Below are 16,749 nucleotides of genomic sequence, written 5' to 3' on the forward strand. Positions count from 1 at the left end.
CGTAGCATGCCGCCCATGACCCACCCCTGCGCGCCCGCCTCGCCCGAACCGGGCCCGCCGCCCGCAGCCGAGGAATCCGGTCTGTCGAACCCGGGGCAGCCGGCGTCGGAACCGGCCCCCGCGCCGGACGCGACGCCCGTCCAGGTCGAGACTCCGGCTGGCGCGCAGGGTGCCAACCCGGTCGCGTCACGATCGGGGCGTGCCTACGAGGGTGTCGTGCAGTGGGTCGAGGACGGCATCGTCTCGGGCCGTCTGCGTGTCGGCGACGTGCTGCCCGCCGAGCGTGACCTTGCCGCGCAACTCGCCGTCAGCCGTGCCGTGGTGCGTGAGGGCGTGCGCGCCTTGCACGCCATCGGGGTCGTCGACTCGCGCGTCGGAGCCGGTGCGGCCGGCGGCACCGTCATCACGGCCGTGCCGACAGAGGCGCTCAACCGGTTCTTGCGCATGCACGTGGCGCTCGCGCAGTTCAGCCTCCTCGACGTCGTCGACGTGCGCTGCAGCCTCGAGGGCCTGTCGGCGCGGCTGGCCGCGCGCAACGCGACCGACGCCGACCATGCGCGCCTCGCCGACCTGATCACCGCGATGCGTGACGACGACCTGCCGCCCGATGTCTTCAACGCGTGCGACACCGATTTCCACGTCGCCATCGCGCGGGCCGCGGGCAACGCGCTCGCCACCGACCTCACCGTCGCCATCCGCGAATCCATGCGCAGCCCCATCCGTCATGGCATGAACCGCGTCGACGACTGGCCGGCTGTGCGCGCGCGGTTGCGCGAGGAGCACGAGGCCATCGCCGCGGCGCTCGCGGACGGCGACGGCTCGCGCGCCGCCGATCTGCTCGACGCGCACATCCGACGCGCGAGCGAGCAACTCCTCGGGGACGGCGCGCAGGCAGCCGGCGACACCGCCTGACGGGACGACTTGCGCCGGTCGGTGCTTGCGTGGCGGAGACGAGGCCCACGGTGGCGATCCTGTGGCCCGCGCCGACGCCGAGGCGGGCAGCGCACGCGGGGAGGCCGCCGTCAGCGCGTGAGGACGATGGCCGCCGCGATGAAGTGGGCGATGAACGCGGCGACGGTGCAGGCGTGGAAGATCTCGTGGAAGCCGAACACGCGCGGCCACGGATCAGGGCGTTGGAAGCCGTAGACGACGGCCCCGAGCGTGTAGAGGATGCCGCCGGTGGCAATGAGCGTCATGACGAGCGTGCCGCCCGCGGCGTGCAACGGCCCGGCGTAGAAGATCGCGACCCAGCCGAGCGCGACGTAGATCGGCGTGTAGAGCCAACGCGGCGCATGCACCCAGAACGTGCGGAAAGCGACGCCGAGCAGCGCGCCGACCCACACGATGACGAGCAGACTCACCCGCTGCCGGCCCTCGAGCAGCGTCAGCGCGAACGGCGTGTACGTGCCGGCGATGATGAGGTAGATGTTCGAGTGGTCGAGGCGGCGCAGGATCGTGTCGGCGCGCGGGCTCCAGTATCGGCGGTGATACAGCGCCGACGTGCCGAACAGCATCGTCGCCGTAGCACCGAGGACGAGCGCCCCGACGCGCGCCGGGGTCGTGTCGGCGAGCAGGGCGAGCACGAGACAACCGATGAGGCACAGGGGCGCGAGGACGAGGTGCAGCCACCCGCGCAGCAGGGGTTTCATCGCCACCGCCAGGGCCTCGCCCGCGGGGTGCTCACCATGTTCGCCGTGCCCAGTGGACTCGCCGTGCCCGTCAGGCAGAGCCGACCGTGTGGGTTCATGGATCATCGGGTCGAGGGTCATGGCGTCGGGGTTCGTGTTGTCGGCGTTCGTCGGTTCGGCTGCTGCGGGTTGCGGACGGTCGGTTGCGGGGGTGTTCACTGCGGGGTCCTCGATCGGTCGGCGATCAGCCCGAGCGTCAGCTCCAGGCCGGTGCGGGCGTCGGTGAGCGTGTCACCGTAGTGTTCGCGCAGGGTGCCCAGGCGGTAGCGCACCGTCTGGGGGTGGACGTGGAGGGCCTCGGCGACCTCCTCGCGGCGTCCGTGGTGCAGCAGCCAGGCGAGCAGCGTCTCGGCGAGCACGGCCCGCTTGGCCTCCGAGACGTCGGCAAGCGGCGCCAGGGCGCGCTCGCGCAGCATCTGCGCGATGAGCGGGTCGGCGTCGAGGATCAGTTCGGGCAGCAGCGTGTCGGCGTCCGCCGGTTCACTCACCCGGGCGAATCGCAGCGCGCGTCGGGCGCGCGTCACCGATTCGGCGGCGCGGCTCCAGGCGAGCGTCGGCCCGAGGGCTGCTGTGGTCGTAGCGCAGGCAGCGAGGACGCGCGCGCGGTTGCCGGGTGGGAGGTCGGGCACGAGGACGAGCGGCGAGCCGTCCGGGGTGCGCGACCACAGGGCCTTCTCACCGACGGCGCTCGCGACGGCCGCCGGGGCGTCGCCCGTCAGTGCCAGCGCCGTGAGGGTGCGCGGCGGGTTCCAGTGAGCCCGTTCGGCGAGATGCTCGAGCGTGTCGGGCTGGTCGCCCGCGACGAGTGCCGCCGCCAGCTGGTCGCGTCGGCGCGCGAGCTCACGGGTGCGGGCCGTCATGGCCGCGGTGTGGCCGGCGAGGCTCTCGACGGACAACTCGTCGATGAACGCGAACGTGCCCGCAGCGAGGCTCGCGATGCTCGCGGCCGACTCGCCCTGCGCGACGGCGCGTTCGGCGAAGTGCGTCCACGCCTCGCGGGCGCCGACGCGGTAGGCCGTGAGCAGCGCGTCGCTCGAGCGCCCCGTCTCCGCCTCGCCCTGGCCGAGGCGGTAGGCGCCGGTGCGCATGGCCGTGGCGGACGTCGTGTCGCCGTCGTCACCGAGGGTGTCGAGGAAGGCCGCGAGGGCCATCGCGACGGCCGCCTCGATGTTCGCGCGCAGTGTGTCGCCGAACTCGCGGTCGTAGCCGGGCACCTCTCGGATGATGGCCTCGACGCACCCGCTGGCCGTGTTCGGCAGGTGCTCTCGCAGGGTGGCAATGGTGTCTTGCCGCAGAGTCGACATGTTCACACTCTACGAACAAATCCTGAAAAGATCATGTGAGGTCGCGGTCAAGAATTATCAGCTGTGCGCCAAATACGCTGGTCGCATGCCGCACGCTGTCTCCTCATCAACCACGATGGCCCGCTCGTCGGACGAGCGGCGGGCCTCCGCCCGCCTGAAGCATCTCGCCTGGAACGCCGTGCGCACCCTGACGACGCCGCTGCTGCCCGACGACTACCTCGACCTCGTCGACCCGCTGCGCAGCCCCCGCTACCTGCGCGCCCGCGTCGTCGACGTGCACCCCGAGACGGCGGACGCCGCGACCGTCACGCTGCAGCCGGGCCTCGGTTGGGCAGGGCACGTGCCGGGGCAGTTCATCCGCGTCGGCGTCGACGTCGACGGGGTGCGCCTGTGGCGCGCGTACTCGGTGACGTCGGGGCCGCGCGACGACGGGCGCATCACGATCACCGTCAAGTCGCTCTCCGGCGGGCTCGTCAGCTCCCACCTGCACGAGTCGTTGCGCTCCGGCCAGATCGTGCACCTCGAACAGGCGAGCGGCGAGTTCGTCTGGACGGGAGGTGTCGAGCCGACGCTGTACGTCACCGGCGGCTCCGGCATCACCCCCGTCATGGGCATGCTGCGCCACCGTCTCGCCGCCGAGGGCGAGCGTTCCGACGGCGAACGCACGCACGACATCGTCGTCGTGCACTCGGCCGGCCACCCCGAGGACGTCATCTTCGCCGACGAGCTGCGCGGGCTGCACGAGCGTGGCGCCATCACCCTCGTCGAGCGCCACACACGCCTCGAGGGCCGGCTCGAACCGGCCGAGCTCGACCATCTCGTACCCGACTGGCGCGATCGTGAGGTGTACGCGTGCGGCCCCGCCGGGATGCTGCGGATGCTGCGCGAGTTCGCCGAACTCAATGGCGTCGAGGACAAGCTGCACACCGAGAACTTCGTCGTCGAGCTCGCCGAACCGGGGGAGGGCGGCACCGCGACCATCGTCATGGGCACGACGACGCGGGAGGTCGCCGTCAGCGGCGAGACGTCGATCCTCGACGCGGCCGAGGCCGCCGACATCCTCGTGCCGAGCGGGTGCCGCATGGGCATCTGTTACGGCTGCGTGCTGCCGCTGCGTTCCGGCGCGGTGCGCGACATGCGCACCGGCGAGGTGGCGAGCGGCACTGACGGCGACGGCGTCATGGTGCAGACCTGCATCTCCTCCGCCGCCGGGGACTGCACGATCGGACGCTGAACTCGACGCCTGTGCAGGGCGCCGGCCGGGCGCGAGATCGGCTCGGGGCGCCTCACGACGAACCACGACCACGACGAACCACGACCACGACGAACCACGACCATGACGAACCGCACGACGAGAACGACGAAGAAGGATGGTTGTCGCATGACCGCACTGCAGAAGAAGGACCACAACCCGATCGCTCACCTGAGCCGCGCCGACGTCGAGCGTCTCGGTGAGGAGCTCGACGCGGTGCGTGCACGGGTGGTCGAGAGCCGGGGCGAGAAGGACGCGGCGTACATCCGTCGTGTCATCCAGGTGCAGCGTGGCCTCGAGATGGGGTCGCGGGCACTGTTGTTGTTCTCGAAGAAGAAGCCGGCGTTCGTCATCGGGACGGCGGGGCTCGCCGTGGCGAAGATCCTAGAGAACATGGAGATCGGCCACAACGTCATGCACGGCCAGTGGGATTGGATGCGCGACCCGAAGATCCACTCGAGCACGTGGGAGTGGGACAACGCCTCGCCCGCCGACCTGTGGAAGCACAGCCACAACGAGCTGCACCACACGTACACGAACGTCATCGGGCGCGACAACGACCTCGGGTTCGGCATCATGCGCGTCGACGAGGATCAGAAGTGGGTGCCGTTCTACCTCGCACAGCCGATGTGGAACTTCATCAACGCGTGCTTCTTCGAGTACGGCATCGCCGCGTACGACCTGGAGATCGGCAAGTACCTCAAGGGGCGCAAGGACAAGGACGTATTCGCCCGCGACGGTCGCAAGGTGCTGCACAAGATCCGTGAGCAGGTGACGAAGGACTACATTGCGCACCCGCTGCTCTCGGCGCTGACGGGGTCGGGCAAGCAGACGATCAAGGCGAACTTCATCGCGAACCTCACGCGCAACCTCTGGACACACTCGGTCATCATGTGCGGGCACTTCCCGAGTGGTGTCGAGACGTTCACGAAGAAGTCGATCGTCGGGGAGACGCGCGGCGACTGGTACCTGCGCCAGATGCTCGGTTCGGCGAACATCAGCGGTTCGCGGGCCATGCACATCGCGACGGGCAACCTGAGCTACCAGATCGAGCACCACATGTTCCCCGACCTGCCGAGCAACCGGTACGCGGAGATCAGCGAGCAGGTGCAGGACATCGCTCGCCGCTACGGGTTGTCCTACGTGACGGGGCCGCTGCCGAAGCAGATCGCGTCGGCCTGGTGGGCGATCATCCGCCTGTCGCTGCCGAACGAGTACGCCGCGAAGCTCGAGCGGAAGCCCCAGAACGTCACGCAGCTCGTGCAGCGGCAGGTGCAGCCCCAAGCCGCCTGAGTCTCGCCATGGGCTGACGAGCACCTCCTTGCTCGCTTTGCTGCCGAGGAGGTGCTCGTCTTGGCCACTCTGAGGATGCCAGATGTCGATGAGGTCGTCCACGAGCGCCTGCGCCGTCAGGCTGCGGAGCCTGGACGTTCCGTCGAGGCCGAGGTGCGGGCGATTCTCGCGGCAGCGACCCACGTGCCGGAGAAGAATTTCTTGCAGACGCTGCGTGAGCGCACGCGACCGCCCACGTTCTCGCGAGTGGCACGTCGGTCGGGCGGGTCATGGGAACGGTGGATGCCCAGATCGCCGGTATCGCTCTGGCCGCCGGCTCTGCACTCGCCACGCGCAACGCGAACGATTTCGTCGGGGTCGGCGGGCCGCGCCTCATCGATCCCCTCGAAAGCTCGTCCTGAGGTCTCACTCCACCAGAGGGAGCGAGACATGAATCCAGGAGCGTCGGCTCAGAACAACCGGATGATCGCGGCCGTCGCGGCCACGACGATGACGACGACGATGAATGGCGCGCGCAGAACCAGGGCGATGATCGCTGCGACGGCCGCCGCTGCGCGCGCGTCGATGACGACCCGGCCGCCGTCGCCGACGAACGCCTGGACACACACGAGGCCGGTGAGCAACGCCACCGGTAGCAGCGCGACGATGTTGGACGTCCGCTTGCCCTCGAGGTAGCGCGGCGGCACGAGATAGCCGATGAACTTGAGCACGAACGACAACGCGCTCGCGAGCAGAACCGTCGTCCATGTGCTCATGTCGTCGATCCGATCCGGCCGGCGTCGGACGGGCCACCGCGCGTCGCGCCGTCACCGGGCGCATCGGCGCGAGACGTCTCGACGCCGGGAACGTCGGCGCTCGACTCGCAGTCGGCCGAGGGGGAATCGTGCCGTGTCGAGTACCACCAGCCGACGACGACGGCCGCGACGACCGTCGCGAGAACGGGCACGCCGGCCTGCGTGAGCGGCGACAACCCGAGCGCGATGCACGCGGCGAGCGCCGCCGTCACCTTGCCCTGCAGCGTGCCGAGGCGCGGCCACAGCAGCGCCATGAAGGCGCCGACGGCGGCGGCGTCGAGGCCGTACTTCTTCGGGTCGCCCATCGCGTTGCCGGCGACTGTGCCGACGAACGTCATCGTGTTCCACATGACGTAGACGCCCAGGCCCGTCCACCAGAATCCGGTGCGTGACAACTGTTCGGTGGGGCGCCCGACCGACATGGTGGCCGACTCGTCGATCGTCACCTGCGCGGCGAGGAGGCGTCGCAGCCCGCGCGGGCGCAGGAACTGGTTGATCTGCAGACCATAGATGCCGTTGCGCACGCCGAGCAGTGACGACGTCGCGACGGCCGACGCTCCCGACCCACCGCCACCGAGCACCCCGACGACGGCGAACTGCGAACCGCCGGAGAACAACAGCAGCGACAGCGCCATCGTCTGCCAGGTCGTGAGGCCCGCAGCGATGGCGAGCGCGCCGAAGCTGACGCCGTACACGCCCGTCGCGATCGCGAGGGAGACCGAGTCCTTCTTGACGGCCGCGGCATCCTCGTGGAGGGCGTCGGGATGGTCGTGGTCGGAGTGGTCGCCAGGGGTGTGCGCCGTCCGGTGATGACGGACGTCGACGGGCGCGTCACCTCCCGACGTCTCGCGCCGGGCGTCGCTCACGAGGTGCGGCGTTCGTACATGACGAGCGTGAACCCGTCGCGCGGTGCGCGCTGCGTCTCGACCCACACGGTCGGGTCGATCGTGGGGAAGTGGGCGTCGCCCTCAGGCGCGAGGGGGATCTCGCTGATGAGCAGACGGGTGACGCGGTCCATCGTCGCGGCGTAGATCTGCGCGCCGCCGACGACGAACGCGTCCTGGCCGGCGACCTGTTCGAGGGCTTCGTCGACAGAGTGAACGACGGTGACGGACGTGTCGTCACGCGCCGGCTGTGCGGGGGCGAACTCGGGATCGTGCGTCACGACGATCGAGCGGCGCCCGGGCAGGGTGCCCATCGTCGCGAACGTCGTGCGCCCCATGATCATGGGGTGAGCCATCGTCGTCGCCTTGAAGTGCGCGAAGTCGGCGGGGATGTTCCACGCCATGTCGCCGCCCGTGCCGATGACGCCGTTCTCGGCGACAGCGGCGATGCTCGTCAGCTGGGGCGCATCGCTCATACCGCCACCTGGGCCTTGATCGCGGGGTCGGCCTCGTAACCGTCGAGGCGGATGTCGTCGAGCTCGAACGCGTCGAGCGCCGTCACGTCGGGGTTGAGCACGAGCGTCGGCAGCTGCTTCGGCGTACGTGTCAGCTGGAGGCGCGCCTGGTCGAGGTGATTGACGTAGAGGTGCGCATCGCCGAGCGTGTGGACGAAATCGCCCACCGCGAGGCCCGTGACCTGCGCGACCATGTGGGTCAGGAGGGCATACGAGGCGATGTTGAACGGGACGCCGAGGAAGACGTCACCACTGCGCTGGTAGAGCTGGCACGACAGCTTTCCGTCGGCGACGTAGAACTGGAACATCGTGTGGCACGGCGGCAGCGCCATGTCGTCGACGTCGGCGACGTTCCACGCCGAGACGATGTGACGACGGCTGTCGGGGTTCGTGCGAATCGACTCGACGACGCGCGCGATCTGGTCGATCGTCTCGCCGTTCGGCGTCGGCCACGAGCGCCACTGGTGGCCGTAGATCGGCCCGAGGTCACCGTCGGGGTCGGCCCATTCGTCCCAGATCGAGATCTTGCGCTCGTGCAGCCATGCGACGTTCGTGTCGCCGCGCAGGAACCACAGCAGTTCGCCGAAGATCGAGCGCAGGTGCAGCTTCTTCGTCGTGAGAACGGGAAACCCCTGGGACAGGTCGAAGCGCATCTGATGACCGAAGACGCTGAGCGTCCCCGTGCCCGTGCGGTCGTCCTTGCGGGTGCCCTCGTCGAGAATGCGCCTCAGCAGTGCGTGATATTGCTCCACGCGCCTCACTGTAGGACGCGCCGGTGACAAGGCGCCTGCGGCGTCCGCTTCGTGGTGGCGAGTTGGTGGTGGCGACGTCGCGCGCGGCGGGCGTCCGCACACGTGGACGCTCGTGCACTAACCTGGGCGCATGACGACGACGACACCTTTCGGGCGCATGGTCACGGCCATGGTGACGCCCATGAAACCGGACGGCTCGATCGACTACGACGGAGTGAAGAAGCTCGCCGAGCACCTCGTCGCGAACGGGCACGACGGCCTCGTCGTCAACGGCACGACGGGGGAGTCGGCGACGACGACCGACGAGGAGAACATCGAGACGGTGCGCGCCGTCGCCGACGCCGTCAAGGGCCGCACAGCGATCACCGCCGGGGTCGGTACGAACGACACCGCGCACTCGGTACGCGCCGCCAAGGCACTCGCGGACGCTGGGGCGGACGCCGTCCTCGTCGTCACGCCGTACTACAACAAGCCGACGCAGGCGGGCATCGTCGAGCACTTCAAGGCCGTCGTCGGCGCCACCGACCTGCCGGCCATGGCCTACGACATCCCCGGGCGCTCGGGGACGGCGCTCGCGAGCGACACGATCCGTCAGCTCGCGACGATCGACCAGGTGCGCGCGGTCAAGGATGCCAAGGGCGACTTCTTCGAGGCGACGAAGCTCATGGACGAGACCGACCTGCTGTGGTACTCGGGCGACGACGTCGTCAACCTCGCGTGGCTCGCGCTCGGCGCCGTCGGCGTCGTCTCCGTCGTCGGCCACGTGGCGGGCAACGAGTTCCGCGCGATGATCGACGCCGTCGACGCGGGCGACCTCGCGACGGCGCGCGCCATCCACACCAAGCTCATCCCCGCGATCGACGCGCTGATGAACACCTCCCAGGGCGCCATCATGGTGAAGGCCGCCCTCAAGGAGCAGGGCGTCATCGACTCCGACGCCATCCGCCTGCCGCTGCTGCCCGCGGACGAGGCGATGTACGCCGTCCTGCGTGACGGCCTGACGAAGGCGGGGCTGCTGTGATGGAGAGTTCGCTCGAACTCGGCCCGCCGCCCGCGCTGGCGAAGAACGGTGCGCGCGTCATCGCGCTCGGCGGTCTCGGCGAGGTCGGCCGCAACATGACGGTCGTCGAGTACGGCGGACGCCTGCTCATCATCGACTGTGGTGTCCTCTTCCCCGAGGATCACCCGGGCGTCGATCTCATCCTGCCCGACTTCGACTACCTCAAGGATCGCCTCGACGACATCGAGGCCATCGTCCTGACGCACGGTCACGAGGACCACATCGGCGCGGTGCCGTACCTGCTGCGCATGAAGAACGACATCCCGCTCATCGGCTCGACGCTGACGCTCGCGCTCATCGAGGCGAAGCTCAAGGAGCACCGCATCCGCCCGTACACGATGGCGGTGAAGGAGGGCCAGCTCGAGAAGATCGGCCCGTTCGACTGCGAGTTCGTCGCCGTCAACCACTCGATCCCCGACGCGCTCGCCGTCTTCGTCCGCACGCCCGCAGGCAACCTGCTGTGCACCGGCGACTTCAAGATGGACCAGCTTCCGCTCGACGGCCGCATCACCGACCTGCGCGCGTTCGCGCGGCTCGGTGAGGAGGGCGTCGACCTGTTCCTCACCGACTCGACGAACGCCGAGGTGCCCGGCTTCACGACGCCGGAGAAGGACATCACGCCCGCGATCGAGCGCGTCTTCGAGAAGGCGGAGCGACGCATCATCGTCGCCTGCTTCTCCTCGCACGTGCACCGCGTGCAGCAGGTGCTCGACGCCGCCGAGGCCCACGGGCGCAAGGTCGCGATGGTCGGGCGCTCGATGGTGCGCAACATGACGATCGCCGCCGACCTCGGCTACCTGAAGGTGCCCGACAACGTGCTCGTCGACATCAAGAAGCTCGAGCAGATGCCCGAGGACAAGCAGGTGCTCATCTGCACCGGCTCGCAGGGTGAGCCGATGGCGGCGCTCGCGCGCATGGCGAACCGCGACCACCGTATCGACGTGGGGGAGGGCGACACCATCCTCATGGCGAGCTCGCTCATCCCGGGCAACGAGAACGCCGTCTACGGCCTCATCAACGGCCTCATGCGTCTCGGCGCCAATGTCGTGCACAAGGGCAACGCGATGGTGCACGTCTCGGGCCACGCCTCCGCCGGCGAGCTGCTGTACTGCTACAACGTCGTCAAGCCGAAGAACGTCATGCCGATCCACGGCGAGTGGCGTCACCTCGTCGCCAACGGCAAGCTCGCCGCCGCGACGGGTGTGCCGAGCGACCAGGTGCTGCTCGCGGAGAACGGCGTCGTCGTCGACCTCGTCAACGGCAAGGCTGCCATCACGGGCGCGGTGCCGGTCGGGTACGTCTACGTCGACGGTTCGCTCGTCGGTACGACCGACGAGGACATGCTCAAGGACCGTCGCATCCTGCGTGACGAGGGCTTCGTCACCGTCATCGTCGTGCGCGACGCGAAGACGGGCGCGATCCTCGCCGGCCCCGACATCCGCACGCGCGGCTTCGCCGAGGGCGACGAGGTGTTCGACCGCGTCCGGCCGAAGATCGAGCAGGCGCTGCTCGAGGCGCGCAACAAGGGTGTCAAGGACAGTCGCCAACTGCAGCAGGTCATCCGCCGCGCAGTCGGCGGTTTCGTCGGCGGCAAGCTGCGCCGCCGACCGATGATCATCCCGGTGGTCATCGACGCCTGACGCCTCGGGGGTATGTCAGGGGGTTGTGTGAGGCGGCTGAGATCGCCTCTGGCTGCCATCTCGGATGAATGAAGGGTGCGACGCGTGTGACGCGTCCCACCCTTCGTCCGTTGGGGTGCAACGGGATTCGAAATGGACGTCGAGGTTTGTTATTGAGCGTGGTCAAAAAACTCGCATCAGCGCGCGAGCGGGCCCTTCGACAGGAGCCACCGCGTCGGCATCCCGTATCTGACGAAATGCGGCGGTGAGCCCCTCGCTGGGGCCCACCGCCGCTCGTTCTCCTCACCAGGGGCGGGGCTCTGAGAGGTCGCGTCGGTCGGTGACGGGGCTCCATCCGAGGCCCGGGGTGTGGGTGTAGTCGAAGGCGGGCCCATGGGTGACGAGAGCACGCACGGCGTCGACGAGGCGTCGTGCGTGCTCTGTCGTCGTGGCGAGACCGATCGAGGCGCGCACTGCCGTCGCGCCCTCGCCGAGGCGCGCGTCGCAGAGCAGGTGAGCGCAGAATCGCCCGTCGCGCACAGCGATGCCGTGCTCGTCTGCGAGCACCTGAGCGACGAGCGTCGGGTCGTACCCGGCGACGGTGAACGTCGTGACGCCGACGTTGTCGCTCGCATTCCGCCTTGGCGCGCCATCGTCGAGGTGAGCGTCCGCGGCATTCTGCTCGTCGAAGAGTTCGACGATCCTCACGCCGTCGATCGAGGCGAGACCGTCGCGGACGATGGCGTGGATCTTCTCCTCGCGCGCCTCGGCTTCGCCGCGCTGCGCGGACAGCGTCGAGGCTGCGGCCGCGAGCGCGATGGCCCCGACCGCGTTCGGGGTGCCGCCCTCGTGGCGTGCGGGCGCGGGCGCCCAAGCGACGTCGCCGGCGCCTGATGCATCTTCGCTGACGCGGTGGCTCGCGCCGCCGGCGCGGAAGTACGGAGGGGCGGTGTCGAGCCAGTCGCGGCGCCCGACGAGGGCTCCTGAACCGTACGGCGCGTAGGCCTTGTGGCCGGACAGAGCGACGTAGTCGATGCCCCAGGCGTCGATGTCGACGCGGCGGTGCGGGGCGAGCTGCGCGGCGTCGAGAGCCGTCCGCGCCTCATGCCGGCGGGCGACGGCGGCGAGGCGCTCGATGGGCCACACCTCGCCCGTCACGTTGCAGGCGCCGGTGATGAGGACCAACACGGGAGCATCGTTGTGGGCGCGGAATTCCGCCAGAGCGACGTCGAGGTAACCCTCAGCCTCGGCGTGAGAGTGAGGGATCGGCAGCCGCGTCGTCCGCTCGTCCGCCCACGGCAGCAGCGCCGCGTGGTGCATCGAGCGGAACACGAAGACCTGCGTCTGTTGCGGCAGACAGTGGGCCAACAGGTTGAGCGCGTCCGAGGTGTTGCGCGTGAAGACGGTGACGTCGTCCTCGCGCGCGCCCACGAACGCGGCGACCTCCTGCCGAGCCTCCTCGTACCACCGGGTCGTCAGCTGCGACGCCCGTCCCGCACCGCGATGCACCGAACCGTACGTGCGCAGGGTCGTGTCGACGGCCCGTGCGACGGCCTGCAGCGCGGGAGCCGTCGCGCCATGGTCGAAGTTCGCGTGCTCGACGACGCGCCCGTCGAGCGTCGCGACGCCGAGATCGGCGCCGATCGTGGCCAGGGAGGCATTGGCCTGCTGCGGCGCGTCCGCGCGATGATGGGTAGTTGCGGGCGTCTCGCGACGGGACCCGCCGGGGTGCGCGGGCTGGGTGTGGTGACGCTCGGGGTCCGCGACGGGAGCCCCGGGGGTTACGGCGTGAGCGGGGCGGCTCGTGTGGCTCGTGTGGCTCGCAGCGTGGCGGCGCGCGTCGGAGTCAAGGATCGAGAGAATGGCAGAACGGGGCATCGAGGCTCCTCGAGTCAGGGGCCTCGCCGTCGCCAGATGGCTCGGCCCGCGCTTGCCGACACCGGTGCTGGTGGCGGCCAGGTCGTCACCCGGAGCACCCCACCGCGGTGGAGGGTTGCCGTCCAGCAAGCCGGGGCTGTGCGCTGAAACTCATGACCTACGTGAACGCTCGCACCCGGCCCTCCGCCGCGTCCACCGACGTGCGGCCAGAGGTTCGCATCGTGAGATCAACTGTGGCATCGCGGATGGCGAGCGCCGCGCGCAAGAGTCGGCGTCTCGCGGTAGGTGTGCCCGTGGTCCCCGGGCAGCTGGCGGCGCCTCCGACAAGGGTCAGGGCGCTGTCGGATGCGAGCGCGTCAACGCGCCAGCGCATCGGGACGCGGATTCGAAGGTGTCGAGCCGACCCGCCGTCACCATTGGACCCGTGTCACGGCGTGGGTCCGCGAAAACGGCCGGAACCCCCACTAGCCTTGCGGGGTGGCGACCCGAAACAGACCAGCGAACGACAGCGTCCTCGTCGCGAAGAAGGCCTCTTCGCAGCCGCGCGCCAAGAGCTCGCGCCCGGCCGGCGCATCTGCGGCCTCGACGACGCGCGCCCGCACGACCCCGCCGAAGTCGAGCGCACCACGTTCGGGCGGCACGACGAAGAATGCACCCGCGCGCAAGACCGGCTCGTCGAGCTCGTCGCGAGGGGCTGCTGAAGCGCGTCCCTCCGCGTCCGGTCGCGCTGCTCGTGGCGCGTGGATGGGTGTTTCGCACGTCGCCGGCGGCACCGTCCGCCGCGTCGGCGCCGCCGCTTCTGACCTCGAACCCGAACACCGTCGCGACGGGCTCGGTTTCGCCCTCCTCGCCCTCGGCATCGTCGTCGCTGCGCGGGAGTGGTGGGGGCTGCCCGGCATGTTCGGGGACGTCGTCCACGCCGTCGCGGCCGGCACGTTCGGCGTCATCGCCTACGTCCTGCCCGTCGTCCTCACCGGCATGGCCATCCACATGTTCCGCCACCCGCGGGGGCACCAGCCGACCAACCGCATGACGATCGGGCTGACGATCCTCGCGCTCGGCTCGACGGGGATCGCCCACCTCGTCGGCGGGCGTCCGTCGACAGGGGATTCGACCGCGGTGCGCGGCGCAGGCGGCATCCTCGGCGTCATCACGGGAGGGCCGCTGTCTGCCGCGCTCACGGTGTGGGGCGCGGGCATCATCCTCGCGCTCGTGTCGTTCTTCGGTTTCCTCGTGCTGACGCGCACGCCCGTCAATCGCATCCCGCAGCGCATCCGCGAGGTCGAGGCGCAGATCTTCGGCCACCCCCTCGATGAACGCGACGACGAGGGCGAGCTGCTTCAGCGTGACGCCGTCGCCGACGACCTGCACGGCGCCGACATCGGCAACCGCGCGCGGGGCGGCTCGCGTCGCGGCGCGGGTGACGACGCCCGGCGCGGCGATGAGCCCTACGAGCAGGCCGCCGAGGTCGTCGGCAAGGGACCGCGCGGCAAGGGCCGTGGCACATCACGCAACCCGCTCAACCGCCGTCGCGGTGAGCAGCAGATCTACGACATCGACACGATCGACGGCGCCCCGGCGGGCGTCGATCAGACGCGAGAGATGCCCGACGGCGGCTCTGACGACGAGCGCGCCGGCGACGCGAGCGCCGCTGCGCTCGCGCGAGCCCGGGCATCGCGCTCCGGAGCGTCGCCGGCAGGGGAGGCGGCAGGTGGGGCAGCGCGCCGCTCCGCACCCATGGATTCCGTCGACGATGCCGTCGTCGACCAGGCCTCCGCACGTGCGGCGCAGGCGTCGCGCCCGGCGTCGGCACAGCGGCCGGGGGAGTCGCCGAAGGCCGCGGCGGCCCGTCAGGATGCCGGTGCCACGCGCGTCGAGCAGGCTGCGCCGGCCGCAGCCGTCCCTCAACGTCAGGTGGAGGCTCAGCCCACCGAACAGCTTCCACCTCGTGTCGAGCAGCTCGCAATGGGCGGCGACGTCACGTACACGCTGCCCGATTCGAACGTCCTCGAACAGGGGACCCCGCCCAAGGAGCGTTCCGCCGCGAACGACCGCGTCGTCGACGCGCTGACCGAGGTACTCGAGCAGTTCGGTATCGACGCCGTCGTCAGCGGGTTCACGCGCGGCCCGACGGTGACGCGCTACGAGGTCGAACTCGGCCCCGGCGTCAAGGTCGACCGTGTGACGGGGTTGAGCAAGAACATCTCGTACGCCGTCGCGAGCGCCGACGTGCGCATCCTGTCGCCGATCCCCGGCAAGAAGGCCATCGGTATCGAGATCCCGAACGCCGACAAGGAACTCGTCAGCCTCGGCGACGTGCTGCGCAGCCAGGCGGCGCGCAACAACACGCACCCGATGGTCATGGGTGTCGGCAAGGACGTCGAGGGCGGCTACGTCGTCGCGAACCTCGCGAAGATGCCGCACATGCTCGTCGCGGGTGCGACGGGCGCCGGTAAGTCGAGCTTCGTCAACTCGATGATCACGTCGTTGCTCATGCGGGCCACGCCCGAAGAGGTGCGCATGGTGCTCGTCGACCCCAAGCGCGTCGAACTGACGGCGTATGAGGGCATCCCGCACCTCATCACGCCGATCATCACGAACCCGAAGAAGGCCGCCGAGGCACTCGAGTGGGTCGTGCGCGAGATGGACGCACGCTATGACGACCTGGCCGCGTTCGGCTACAAGCACATCGATGAGTTCAACAAGGCGGTGCGCGCGGGCAAGGTGCAGCTGCCGCCCGACAGCAAGCGCAAGCTCGCGCCGTACCCCTACCTGCTCGTCGTCGTCGACGAGCTCGCCGACCTCATGCTCGTCGCGCCGCGCGACGTCGAGGCGTCGATTCAGCGCATCACGCAGCTCGCGCGTGCCGCGGGCATTCACCTCATCCTCGCGACGCAGCGCCCGTCCGTCGACGTCGTCACCGGCATCATCAAGGCCAACGTGCCGTCGCGCCTGGCGTTCGCGACGTCGTCGCTCGCCGACAGCCGCGTCGTGCTCGACCAGCCCGGTGCCGAGAAGCTGCTCGGTCAGGGTGACGCGCTGTTCCTGCCGATGGGTGCGAGCAAGCCGATGCGCGTGCAGGGCGCATGGGTCAACGAATCCGAGATCCACGCCGTCGTCGCGCACGTCAAGAGCCAGCTCGCGCCGAACTACCGCGAGGACGTCGCGCAGGTCGCGCCGAAGAAGGAGATCGACGACGACATCGGCGACGACCTCGACGTGCTGCTGCAGGCCGCCGAACTCGTCGTCACGACACAGTTCGGATCGACCTCGATGCTGCAGCGCAAGCTGCGCGTCGGATTCGCGAAGGCCGGGCGCCTCATGGACCTGCTCGAATCGCGCGCCATCGTCGGCCCGTCCGAGGGGTCGAAGGCGCGCGACGTGCTCGTCAAGCCCGACGACTTGCCGCAGACGCTCGCGTTGCTCAAGGGCGAGGACGTGCCCGATGCGTCGGGTGGCGACGGTTTCGCGGATGCTGACGAGGACGACGCCCTCGGCGGTAGGGGTTCGGGCGGCTCCGGGGGTTCCACGGGTGCACCCGGCTCGATGGGTGCGGGCGGTTCGATGGGAGCGGGGCCGATCGACCTCGTCGCGCAGTCGCAGGCCGACCTCGCCGAGCCGGGCGAGCAGTACTACGACGGGCACGACTCGTCCGATGACGACGGTTCTGAGGACGCCTGGAACCTCACGAGCAACGCCCGCTGACCCGC

14 protein-coding genes, 1 pseudogene and 1 riboswitch are annotated in these 16,749 nt (G+C 69.8%); of the genes and pseudogenes, 8 read left to right on the plus strand and 7 right to left on the minus strand.

Going from position 1 to position 16,749, the window contains the following annotated elements; genetic code table 11:
• Positions 1 to 15: 15 nt before the first annotated feature.
• The gene (locus AC1RS9_RS10890; RefSeq protein ID WP_083607271.1) at positions 16 to 912 is read left to right on the plus strand and encodes a FadR/GntR family transcriptional regulator; all 897 of its coding nucleotides are present in this window, start codon (positions 16 to 18) and stop codon (positions 910 to 912) included.
• 110 nt (positions 913 to 1,022) lie between these two features.
• Here AC1RS9_RS10890 and trhA read toward each other — a convergent pair whose 3' ends face one another.
• Entirely contained in the window at positions 1,023 to 1,847 is an 825-nt protein-coding gene (gene trhA / locus AC1RS9_RS10895) for a PAQR family membrane homeostasis protein TrhA (protein ID WP_074046021.1), read from the minus strand.
• Positions 1,844 to 2,992: a PucR-like N-terminal domain-containing protein gene (locus AC1RS9_RS10900; RefSeq protein ID WP_074046020.1), complete on the minus strand. Its 1,149-nt coding sequence runs from the start codon at positions 2,990 to 2,992 to the stop codon at positions 1,844 to 1,846. The genes trhA and AC1RS9_RS10900 overlap by 4 nt, the downstream gene beginning before the upstream one ends.
• Positions 2,993 to 3,077: 85 nt before the next feature.
• On the opposite strand from AC1RS9_RS10900, the gene AC1RS9_RS10905 reads away from it, so the two are divergent.
• The 4 genes and pseudogenes from AC1RS9_RS10905 to AC1RS9_RS10920 all read left to right on the plus strand — a co-directional run bounded on the left by AC1RS9_RS10905 (position 3,078) and on the right by AC1RS9_RS10920 (position 5,938).
• Positions 3,078 to 4,226: a ferredoxin reductase gene (locus AC1RS9_RS10905; protein ID WP_006946368.1), complete on the plus strand. Its 1,149-nt coding sequence runs from the start codon at positions 3,078 to 3,080 to the stop codon at positions 4,224 to 4,226.
• A gap of 147 nt (positions 4,227 to 4,373) precedes the next feature.
• The gene (locus AC1RS9_RS10910; protein ID WP_040014897.1) at positions 4,374 to 5,537 is read left to right on the plus strand and encodes a fatty acid desaturase family protein; all 1,164 of its coding nucleotides are present in this window, start codon (positions 4,374 to 4,376) and stop codon (positions 5,535 to 5,537) included.
• Between the two features lie 75 nt (positions 5,538 to 5,612).
• Positions 5,613 to 5,702, plus strand: a pseudogene (locus AC1RS9_RS10915) (FitA-like ribbon-helix-helix domain-containing protein); the annotation flags it as partial.
• A 113-nt stretch (positions 5,703 to 5,815) separates the two neighbouring features.
• Positions 5,816 to 5,938: a PIN domain-containing protein gene (locus AC1RS9_RS10920; RefSeq protein ID WP_143181531.1), complete on the plus strand. Its 123-nt coding sequence runs from the start codon at positions 5,816 to 5,818 to the stop codon at positions 5,936 to 5,938.
• Positions 5,939 to 5,986: 48 nt separating this feature from the next.
• Here the strand turns inward: AC1RS9_RS10920 and AC1RS9_RS10925 are convergent, their stop codons facing one another.
• The 4 genes from AC1RS9_RS10925 to AC1RS9_RS10940 are packed head-to-tail and all read right to left on the minus strand — an operon-like array spanning position 5,987 to position 8,482.
• Positions 5,987 to 6,292: an AzlD domain-containing protein gene (locus tag AC1RS9_RS10925; protein WP_006946360.1), complete on the minus strand. Its 306-nt coding sequence runs from the start codon at positions 6,290 to 6,292 to the stop codon at positions 5,987 to 5,989.
• Positions 6,289 to 7,197 (minus strand): AzlC family ABC transporter permease, encoded by a 909-nt coding sequence (locus tag AC1RS9_RS10930; RefSeq protein WP_492921474.1) that lies wholly within the window; start codon positions 7,195 to 7,197, stop codon positions 6,289 to 6,291. Before AC1RS9_RS10930 ends, AC1RS9_RS10925 begins: the two co-directional genes overlap by 4 nt.
• On the minus strand, positions 7,194 to 7,691 hold the full coding sequence (locus AC1RS9_RS10935; RefSeq protein ID WP_492921476.1) for a dihydrofolate reductase: 498 nt from the start codon (positions 7,689 to 7,691) through the stop codon (positions 7,194 to 7,196). The genes AC1RS9_RS10930 and AC1RS9_RS10935 overlap by 4 nt, the downstream gene beginning before the upstream one ends.
• Positions 7,688 to 8,482 carry a thymidylate synthase gene (locus AC1RS9_RS10940; RefSeq protein ID WP_115296376.1) on the minus strand — a complete coding sequence of 265 codons (795 nt, stop codon included), beginning with the start codon at positions 8,480 to 8,482 and terminating at the stop codon, positions 7,688 to 7,690. The genes AC1RS9_RS10935 and AC1RS9_RS10940 overlap by 4 nt, the downstream gene beginning before the upstream one ends.
• A 130-nt stretch (positions 8,483 to 8,612) precedes the next feature.
• Between AC1RS9_RS10940 and dapA the strand changes: the two genes are divergently transcribed.
• Together dapA and AC1RS9_RS10950 are read left to right on the plus strand one after the other, a co-directional pair.
• Positions 8,613 to 9,503: a 4-hydroxy-tetrahydrodipicolinate synthase gene (dapA, locus tag AC1RS9_RS10945; RefSeq protein ID WP_074040532.1), complete on the plus strand. Its 891-nt coding sequence runs from the start codon at positions 8,613 to 8,615 to the stop codon at positions 9,501 to 9,503.
• Positions 9,503 to 11,182 carry a ribonuclease J gene (locus tag AC1RS9_RS10950; protein ID WP_040014892.1) on the plus strand — a complete coding sequence of 560 codons (1,680 nt, stop codon included), beginning with the start codon at positions 9,503 to 9,505 and terminating at the stop codon, positions 11,180 to 11,182. Before dapA ends, AC1RS9_RS10950 begins: the two co-directional genes overlap by 1 nt.
• A gap of 282 nt (positions 11,183 to 11,464) precedes the next feature.
• Here the strand turns inward: AC1RS9_RS10950 and AC1RS9_RS10955 are convergent, their stop codons facing one another.
• A complete protein-coding gene (locus AC1RS9_RS10955; RefSeq protein ID WP_115296374.1) occupies positions 11,465 to 13,039 on the minus strand; it encodes an aminotransferase class V-fold PLP-dependent enzyme in 1,575 nt (524 codons plus the stop codon).
• A 43-nt stretch (positions 13,040 to 13,082) separates the two neighbouring features.
• Positions 13,083 to 13,197: riboswitch (SAM riboswitch) on the minus strand.
• 319 nt (positions 13,198 to 13,516) lie between these two features.
• Between AC1RS9_RS10955 and AC1RS9_RS10960 the strand changes: the two genes are divergently transcribed.
• Positions 13,517 to 16,744, plus strand: a complete 3,228-nt coding sequence (locus AC1RS9_RS10960) for an FtsK/SpoIIIE family DNA translocase (protein ID WP_492921479.1) — start codon at positions 13,517 to 13,519, stop codon at positions 16,742 to 16,744.
• The last annotated feature ends 5 nt before the right edge of the window (positions 16,745 to 16,749 follow it).

Source organism: Dermacoccus sp. MPR-E5 (assembly GCF_058809565.1).